Below are 7,970 nucleotides of genomic sequence, written 5' to 3' on the forward strand. Positions count from 1 at the left end.
GAGGGACATGCCACCGACCGGGCGGCCGCACAGCGCCATCCTGCAGCGCCAGCCCGGTCACCAGGCAAAACACTTTTTCAGGGGCAAGTAGCTAGGAGGGCCGTCGCGCAGGCGCTGGAGGTAGCAGGGGGGCCTCGCGCCGTGGGTGTCGGTGGCGGCGCGTACGGTCTGCGCATGACTGATCAGTGGTGGGTGGACGTACGTCAGCGGGTGGAGGCGGCTGGCGCAGGGCCGACGAGCAGCAAGGTTTTCGGGGCACTGGGACACAAGTGGGTCCTGGAGGACCCGCTCACCCAGGGCGAGCTTGCCGAACTCGAGTCTCAGATAGGCGTCAGGCTGCCGGAGGAGTACCGGGACTTCCTGCTCCACGTCGGCTCGGGCGGTGCCGGCCCCGCGTACGGCCTGTTCCCGGTTCGGCGCGTGCAGGGCCGTTGGCGTTGGGAGGGCGACGGCGCGGACCTTGCTGACCTGTCGAGGCTTGCCGAGCCGTTTCCTGACCAGGGTCCGGACCCGGGGCTGGTCAACGATGCTCTTGCCCAACGTCCCGAGGAAGAGGACTTCGACGACATCGAGGACTTCGACGACGCCATCGAGGCGTGGGACGAACGGTGGGAAGCCGTCATGTTCGCCCCGGAGCGCACCGCCGGCGCGATCGTGATCTCCCACCTGGGCTGCGCCCAAAGAGAGTGGCTGATCATCAGCGGCAGCCACCGAGGCACCATCTGGTCCGACTGCCGGGTGGACGACGTCGACCTCACCCCGCTCCTCGACGACCAGGGTTCACCGGTGAGGTTCGCCCGCTGGTACACCGACTGGCTGGAGAAAGTCGAGCGCACAGCCCTGGCGACACCGTAGGGTCCCCCTTGCGCTGCTGAGCGTTGCACCTGGCCCGACGGGCCCCCGTAGGCTTGGGCACTCCGACGGACGGTCGCCCGCCGCCCGTGTGCCTGCCCCGGACCACCACACCCAAGGACGGCAACCGAGTGTCTTTCTTCACCATCGGCCACCGCGGTGTCATGGCCGCCGAGCCGGAGAACACCCTGCGCTCCTTCCTGCGGGCCGAACGCGAGGGGCTGGACGGCATCGAACTGGACCTGCACCTGAGCCGGGACGGCGAGCTGGTCGTCATGCACGACGAGACCCTCGACCGCACGACGGACGGCTCCGGTCCGATCGCCGACCAGCAGCTGGGGGAGCTCAAGAAGCTCGACGCCGGCCTCGGTGAGCGCATCCCCACGTTCGGGGAGGTGTTGGACGCCGTCGGGCCGACGCTGCCGATCCAGGCGGAGATCAAGGATGTGGCCGCCGCCCGGTCGCTGGCCAAGGTGCTCACCGACCGCGGCCTGCTGGACCGGGTCTCGGTGCTGTCGTTCCACGACGCGGCGCTGATCGAGATCCACAACCTGCTGCCACAGGCCCGCACCGTGCTGGTGGCAGGCCCCAGCGCGCACCGCGACACCTTCGTCGGCCGCGCCCAGAAGGTCGGTTCCACCCTGGTCAGCGTGGAGCTGCGCCAGCTGAACCGGGCCATCGTGGACAAGTGCGAGGCCGCCGGCATCGATGTGATGGCCTGGACCGTCAACGACGAACGCGACCTGGCGTTGGCCCGGACGCTCGGCCTGGTGGGCTGCGTGACCGACCAGCCCGGCATGAAGCGGCTGGTCGAGGCCACCGCCTGACCCCAGCGGGGCCAGACCCCAGACCCGAACCCGCCGCCCGTGCGATACCGAAGCCCTCTTGCAACTCCTTATGGCCCACGGCGAGTTCTGATCCTTCAATAAGGGGCTCATCGCAATTGGGGGGTAGCCGGGGTCTGAAACCGCCGGTCTTTGAGTAGGGATCTCGCGTTCTCTACAGCCGCGCCTTCTCCTGTCCGCAGGCATGGGAACCGGCGGGGCTGTGCGGTCCCAGGTGGCCCCGGAGGCCGCACGCCATGCACGGGCGGTCATGACGTAGGGTCGATGTATCGGAGTAGAAACGTGCTCTGGGGCCGAGCAGATAGCCGGACAGAGAGTACGCGCACACGCGGTATCGGACGATCCGCCACTCCTTCCGCGGAAGGAGTGCGTCATGAGGGCGGCACAGTTCAGCCGGTTCGGCGGCCCCGAGGTTCTTGAGATCGTTGACCTCCCCGATCCCCATCCCGGTGCCCGAGAGATACGGATCAAGGTCCGTGCCGCGGGGATCAACGCCAGCGACTGGAAGAAGCGTCAGGGCCTGATGGACCAGGAACTGCCACAGACCCTGGGCTACGAGGCTGCGGGTATCGTTGACGAGGTCGGCGAGGATGTCTCGGATGTCGCGGTTGGTGACCGGGTCTTCGGAGCCTCACCATACGGAGCCGCCCAAGCGGAGTTGGCCGTGCTGTCCTATTGGGCCCCGATCCCCAGCTCGCTCGATTATGCGAGGTCTGCGGCGATCCCCGCGGCAGCCGAGACCGCGGCGCGCTCGCTCGACCAGCTTGGCGTCACAGCTGGCAGCACCGTGCTCATCAACGGGGCATCCGGCAGCGTCGGGAGCGCCGCTGTCCAACTCGCCGTGGAGCGCGGCGCGCGGGTCATCGGTACAGGTAGTCCAGGCACGCACGATGCCCTCCGCTCGCTCGGGGCCGAGCCGGTGGCATACGGCGACGGGATGCCGGAACGAGTCCGGGCCATCATACCGGCGGGTGTCGACTTCGCACTGGACGTCGCCGGCAGCGGCGTTCTTCCCGAACTCGTGGAACTCGTGGGCGCGCCCGAGCACGTGATCACGGTCGCCGACTTCCGTGGCGCGCAGCAGACGGGCATCCGCTTCAGCCGCGGCGACACCGGCCGCGCCACCTACGCGCTGGCCCAGGCCACTGAAATGGCCGCAACTGGACGATTCTGTGTGCAGGTCGGCCGGACCTTCCCCTTGACCGAGGTGGCTCACGCGCACCGCGTCGGCGAAGCCGGGACTGTGCGCGGCAAACTCGTGCTCCTCATGGACTGACCGGTGTTCAAAGGCACTCTTCACGGTTGAAGGGGCAGTTGCGCCCACGGAGGTGTCCGAGGCGGCCGTTGATCGCCTCCGTGGGACCGTTGGACGTACCGGGACGGTCGAAGTAGGCCAGCACATCGGCGGCTCGTTTCTTCAGAGTCCGGCCGAGCGTAACGACCTCGGCCAGGGCGCGAACGCCGCGGCCGATAGACGCGATGAGGGTGGCCTTGATGGCGATTCTTGAAAACGGCTCTGGCCGCAGTTCCGTGATCCGGCTTGCTCGTCAAGCCCGGAAGGGCAGCACCGTCCAGGGATGCCTATCTGGAGAGCTGCTCGTTGGCCGTCCGGCCATCACGTAGTCGTGATACTCGTCCTGGACCACACCGGAGTTGACCCACCTTCCGCGTACTGCTCCGGTGACGTCTTTGGCGGCTGTGAGGGCGGCGCCGTCAGGCGGGTGAGCGGACGGACACCGTTCCGTTGTCCTCCCAGGCGTTCGTGTTTCTCGCCTCCGTGGGCATTGCCCAACCCTCACCGACTGCCGCCATGTACTCCGGGCCGCTGCTGTGCCCCTGTCCGTTGCAGCGGACAGCTTTGCCCACCGGTGGGGCAGTTGAAGCGCCTGGCCGCACCTACCTGCTGTTGCGGGGCGACAGCTGGGGGCATCGGCTATTAGGGGCAACTGCGGGCGTCGTGCGGCGGGCCGAGCGGAGCTCGGGCATACATTGGGCAGGCATGAGCCACGTTCCGCCAGATCAGGTCCTCGGCCCAGGACGGCGCGGCGCCCTCTCCGGGCTCGTCGGCGTGGCGGGGGCCGCGCTGCTGGCCGCGGGCTGCACCAGCACGGAGGCCTCCTCCGAGCAGGTTCCCGCCTCGGGGACGGCCTCCCCCTCGGCAGGCGGGCCCACGCCGGGAGCGATGACCCTGTTCAGCAACCCGGAGCTCAACTTCAACGGCCTCTTGGCGCTCGGCGGGTCCGACCAGGGCAGCGGCGACGTGGGCGAGGTGCTCACGGCTGTGAACGCGATCAACAAGGCCGGTCCGTCCGCACAGGCGTACGTCGAGACCTTCAGGAAGCTCGGCGACCGTCTGATGAAAGCGCCCGAGGGCGGGAAACCCGACCGGGAGACCGCGCGCTTCCGGGCGCTGAGAGCTTCGCAGTACTACTCCCAGGCGCTCTTCTTCGTCCTCGGCTCCAAGGACCCGGGCAGCGAGGAGCAGCTGTACAAGGCCTGCCGTGCCGCCTGGGACAGCTTCTGCAAGCTGTGCGACCCGGCACCCGTGACAGCAAGTGTTCCGTATGGGAGGACTCCGCTGCCCGTGTGGCTGTTCCGCCCCGACGCATCAGGTCACCGGCGCCCCACCGTCATCCTTACCAACGGCAGCGATGGACAGAACGTCGACATGTGGACGTACGGTGTCTCCGCCGCGCTGGCCCGGGACTGGAATGCACTCGTCTACGAGGGGCCTGGCCAGGGACAGATGATCTTCCTGGACCAAGTGGTGTTCAGCGCTCGCTGGGAGACGGTCGTGACGCCGCTCGTCGACTGGCTGACCGCCCGTTCTGACGTGGACGCGGACAAAATCGCTCTCACCGGGCTGAGCATGGGGGGCGACTTGGCTCCCCGGGCCGCGGCCTTCGAACAGCGGATCGCAGCAGTGGTCGCGATGCCCGGCTGCCTGGATCCGTGGCTGGGCTTCGGGGAGCTCCGCAAGATTCTCACTCCGGACAGACAAGAGACCAACAACGTCTGGAACAAGGAGGTTGCCCCACATCTGTCGCCCGCTGAGGCGGCGACGGTGAAGAAGCGCTTCGAACCCTTCTCCGCGCCGGCGATGCTCGCCGCTCGCCAAGGCAGACTGTTCACCGACTTCTACACCCCCGCCAAGCTCATCAAGTCGCTGGACATCACAGACGTCGTGGGCCGCATCAAGGCACCCACGCTGGTCCTCGACTACGACTTCGAACAGTTCTACCCAGGCCAGCCGCACGAGATGTTCGACAAGCTGACAGCCCCGAAGGAATACGTGAAGCTCACCGCAGCGACCGGCGCGCAGCTGCACTGCTCGCCGATGGCGCCCAGGCAGCACTGCGAGGTGGTCTTCGACTGGCTGCAGCAGACACTTCAGGGCGGCTGACACACTGGTACTCCAGCTTGACCTCTGCATCTGACTACATCGCCGCGCATGCCGGCGACTTCGTGCAGCGCTGGCAGGCACTGGCCCGCCACCATGCGCAGGGACGGCAGTGAGGGCGCGCAGCGGATGGAGGCCCTCCCAGTTGAGGACGGCGCGCTCGGCGGAGTGCTGCCGACCGTCAGCACACCAGCCTGCCCGGAGAGAAGCTGACCGCGCGGCTGGGGCACACGCTGGCCGAGGAGGTGCTGGCCCTCAACCATCAGATCACCGAACTGGACAAGCTGATCGAGGCCCGGGTTCGCGACCACCGCACCTTCGAAGTGATCACCAGCATGCCCGGCTTGGGCGCCATCCTCGGTGCCGAGTTCCTTGCCGCCACCGGCGGTGACATGACCTTCTTCGGCACCTCCGACCGCCTTGCCGGCTTCGGCGGCGTCGCACCCGTCCCACGCGACTCCGGCAAGATCAGCGGGAACCTCCGACACCCGTAGCGATACAGCCGCCGGCTCCAGCGGGTCTTCTACACCTCCGCACTGTTCAGCATCCGAATTCGAGGAATCCCGCCAGTGCTACCCCGCTAACGAGCCGAAGGCAAACGCCGCACCCAGGCGGTGCTCGCCCTCGCGCGCCGCCGCGTCAACGTCTTATGGGGCCCTTCTGCGAGACGGACGATGCTACAAACCCAAGCCGCCGCAGACTGCACGGACGCGGGGTCTCGGCGAACACCGGCCGTCCTCACCGTCTGACGGCCCGATGCGGCGGGCCCTCTATTGTTGGTGCGTGACGTAGTCACCCGGGGCGTGGCTGACACATTGCGGCCCGCCACCCGCGCTACGCCCATAGTTGGATCACGAAGCTCTCGAAGTATCGGTACGCTTCCAGCTCTTCATCGGGGTCCTCGCGCTGCGGCCCTACCCACACGTACACCTGATAGGGGCCGGCATGGGTGAGTTCGTACTCGTCCGACTGCGGTTCTTGCATCAGGCTGACAAGCTGGATTCGCTCGGATTCGAAGAAGACGGTGCTCGGTTCCCCCAAGTGCCTGAATTCCTGTCTGGTTGGTGCATCGGGCGGTGAGTCCCATAGTTCCACCCTCACCTTGGCCTTCTGGTCTTCCAGGTCGGACGCAACCACCGCGGAGCCTTCATGGGCCAGGAACGCTGAGTTGTCCGGAAGCTGCGCGAACGTCTCTTCTCTCTACGGGTCGGTGTCAACCAAAGCGAACAGGTGACGTTCCACTCGCACAACCGCCGAAAACGAGACCAGTAGGCCCACTTTGCCCTCCCGCAGCTGACTGCCGCACCGGTATGCCAAGAAGCATGCTCGCAGCCGCCAGCAGGCCGGTGGCCAGCCAGCCGTGATGCAAGCCGTTGCCAGGACCCGCGGTCCACCCGCTCCTATCCCTCCGGAAGCGGCGCTGCGGCTGGCTATGCTGGGCACAGCGCCGCTGGCTTTGGGCTGGGGCTCGGTGGCGTTCAGGCCAAGAGGCCGCACCCTCGCCCAGGGCTTGATCAAGTTCCGTAGGTGTCCGGGTTGTTGGTGATGCCCAGGATGGGGAGTGCTCGCTGGGGCTCGTCGCGTATCGCCCGGGTGGTCTTGGCGATGTTGTCGGCTCCGAGGGTTTTCAGTACGCCGATGGCGAGGCTGCGGAGGGTCGCCATGGCCCGTGGTGCGGTTCCGGCGTGGACGGTGGAGGCGTCCTCGGCGAAGGTGACGTCCCTGATGTGGTGCGAGGAGTTTTCCACTCCCCAGTGCCCGCGGATCGCGGCGGCCAGGTCGGCGGGTCCGGCTTGGTGGGCGTCGAGGCTGGTGACGGCGTAGACACTCTCACGGGTCTCGCGCCGGCCGGTCTGCTTGCGGCGGCGGTGGACGCGGATGGCCAGGCGGGCGTGGGGAAAGGCGATTCCGCCGAGTTCGTCGGCGATCCCGCACGTCTTGATCGAGCGGGACTCGCGGCGTCCGTGTCCGGCCCCGGAGGCGGTGTGCTGGACTGCGATGGACTGCCAGGGAAGAGCGGCGAGTTGGGCGTGGGCGGTGGGCTGGTTGGTCTTGATCACGGCGATGTAGTGGGCCTTCTTGGTCTCGACCAGCCAGGAGATGTTCGCCTTGACCGAGTGCAGGGCGTCGAAGGTGACGACGGTGTCGGCCAGGTCCAGCGGTGCCAGCAGCGGTTGGAAGTGAGTGGTTTCGTTCGTCTTCGCGCCGACCTCGACCTGGGCGAGGGTCACGACGGTGCCATGCGTGACCGCGGAGAGCAGATGCCGGCGCGTCGCGGTGAGACGGGCTGATCCCTTAAGCGCTTTGCCGTCGACAGCGATCACGCGCCGCTGCCGGGACGCGGAGGGCGACGGCGTCTGGGCGGGCTCGGTGGCGGCGCGGTGCCGGTCGGCCAGGTAGGCGCCCACCGTCCGGTCTAGGGCGTCACCGTCAACAGCCCCCAGTACACGGCCGATCGTGGCCGGCGCCGGATTGCGCCGCCATCTGAGCAGGTGGCGGCGGATCCCGATCACTGTCAGGAGTGCGTTCGAAGCACGCTGGCCCCACTCGGCGAGTTCATCGATGCTCCTCGCTCCTGAGACGACCGCGCAGGCACTCACCAGCAGGATTGCTGTCAGTGAGTACCACCGGCCCCGCCGGGAGCGCGGGTCGGGCACCGAGTCGAAGTAGGGGCGCAGGTCGGCGATCCGGTCGGTGTCCAGCGGACCCAGTTTCACCAGCACGGCGGGAATGGGAGAGGATGCAGCAGCAGGCACGGGCCACCTCATGATCATCTGGCTTAGACGCCATCTCATTTGGCTGCCTGGGTAGGCTGTCGGCCGTGGTGGGGATCGTTGAGCGGCTGGTGCCGGACGAGTTGTGGGAGCTGTTTC

6 protein-coding genes and 2 pseudogenes are annotated in these 7,970 nt (G+C 67.6%); 5 read left to right on the forward strand and 3 right to left on the reverse strand.

All coding sequences use genetic code 11. The annotated features are described in order from the left end of the window. Positions 1 to 174: 174 nt before the first annotated feature. From ACZ5NH_RS44935 to ACZ5NH_RS44945, 3 genes are all read left to right on the forward strand, one after another. Positions 175 to 855: an SMI1/KNR4 family protein gene (locus ACZ5NH_RS44935; RefSeq protein ID WP_468784211.1), complete on the forward strand. Its 681-nt coding sequence runs from the start codon at positions 175 to 177 to the stop codon at positions 853 to 855. Positions 856 to 983: 128 nt separating this feature from the next. Continuing rightward, the gene (locus ACZ5NH_RS44940) at positions 984 to 1,679 is read left to right on the forward strand and encodes a glycerophosphodiester phosphodiesterase (RefSeq protein WP_451553492.1); all 696 of its coding nucleotides are present in this window, start codon (positions 984 to 986) and stop codon (positions 1,677 to 1,679) included. Between the two features lie 391 nt (positions 1,680 to 2,070). Further along, positions 2,071 to 2,973 (forward strand): NADP-dependent oxidoreductase, encoded by a 903-nt coding sequence (locus ACZ5NH_RS44945; RefSeq protein WP_468784213.1) that lies wholly within the window; start codon positions 2,071 to 2,073, stop codon positions 2,971 to 2,973. Between the two features lie 43 nt (positions 2,974 to 3,016). On the opposite strand, the pseudogene ACZ5NH_RS44950 reads toward ACZ5NH_RS44945, so the two are convergent. Then, positions 3,017 to 3,154, reverse strand: a pseudogene (locus tag ACZ5NH_RS44950) (transposase); the annotation flags it as partial. Between the two features lie 542 nt (positions 3,155 to 3,696). Between ACZ5NH_RS44950 and ACZ5NH_RS44955 the strand changes: the two are divergent. Together ACZ5NH_RS44955 and ACZ5NH_RS44960 are read left to right on the forward strand one after the other, a co-directional pair. Then, positions 3,697 to 5,100, forward strand: coding sequence for an alpha/beta hydrolase family protein (locus ACZ5NH_RS44955; RefSeq protein ID WP_468784215.1), 1,404 nt, complete (start codon positions 3,697 to 3,699; stop codon positions 5,098 to 5,100). Positions 5,101 to 5,267: 167 nt separating this feature from the next. Continuing rightward, positions 5,268 to 5,793, forward strand: a pseudogene (locus tag ACZ5NH_RS44960) (transposase); the annotation flags it as partial. A 138-nt stretch (positions 5,794 to 5,931) separates the two neighbouring features. On the opposite strand, the gene ACZ5NH_RS44965 reads toward ACZ5NH_RS44960, so the two are convergent. Next, the gene (locus tag ACZ5NH_RS44965) at positions 5,932 to 6,234 is read right to left on the reverse strand and encodes a hypothetical protein (protein ID WP_468784217.1); all 303 of its coding nucleotides are present in this window, start codon (positions 6,232 to 6,234) and stop codon (positions 5,932 to 5,934) included. A gap of 377 nt (positions 6,235 to 6,611) precedes the next feature. After that, positions 6,612 to 7,820: an ISAs1 family transposase gene (locus ACZ5NH_RS44970; RefSeq protein ID WP_468784219.1), complete on the reverse strand. Its 1,209-nt coding sequence runs from the start codon at positions 7,818 to 7,820 to the stop codon at positions 6,612 to 6,614. Between the last annotated feature and the right edge of the window lie 150 nt (positions 7,821 to 7,970).

The organism is Streptomyces sp. NPDC031426 (assembly GCF_055581585.1).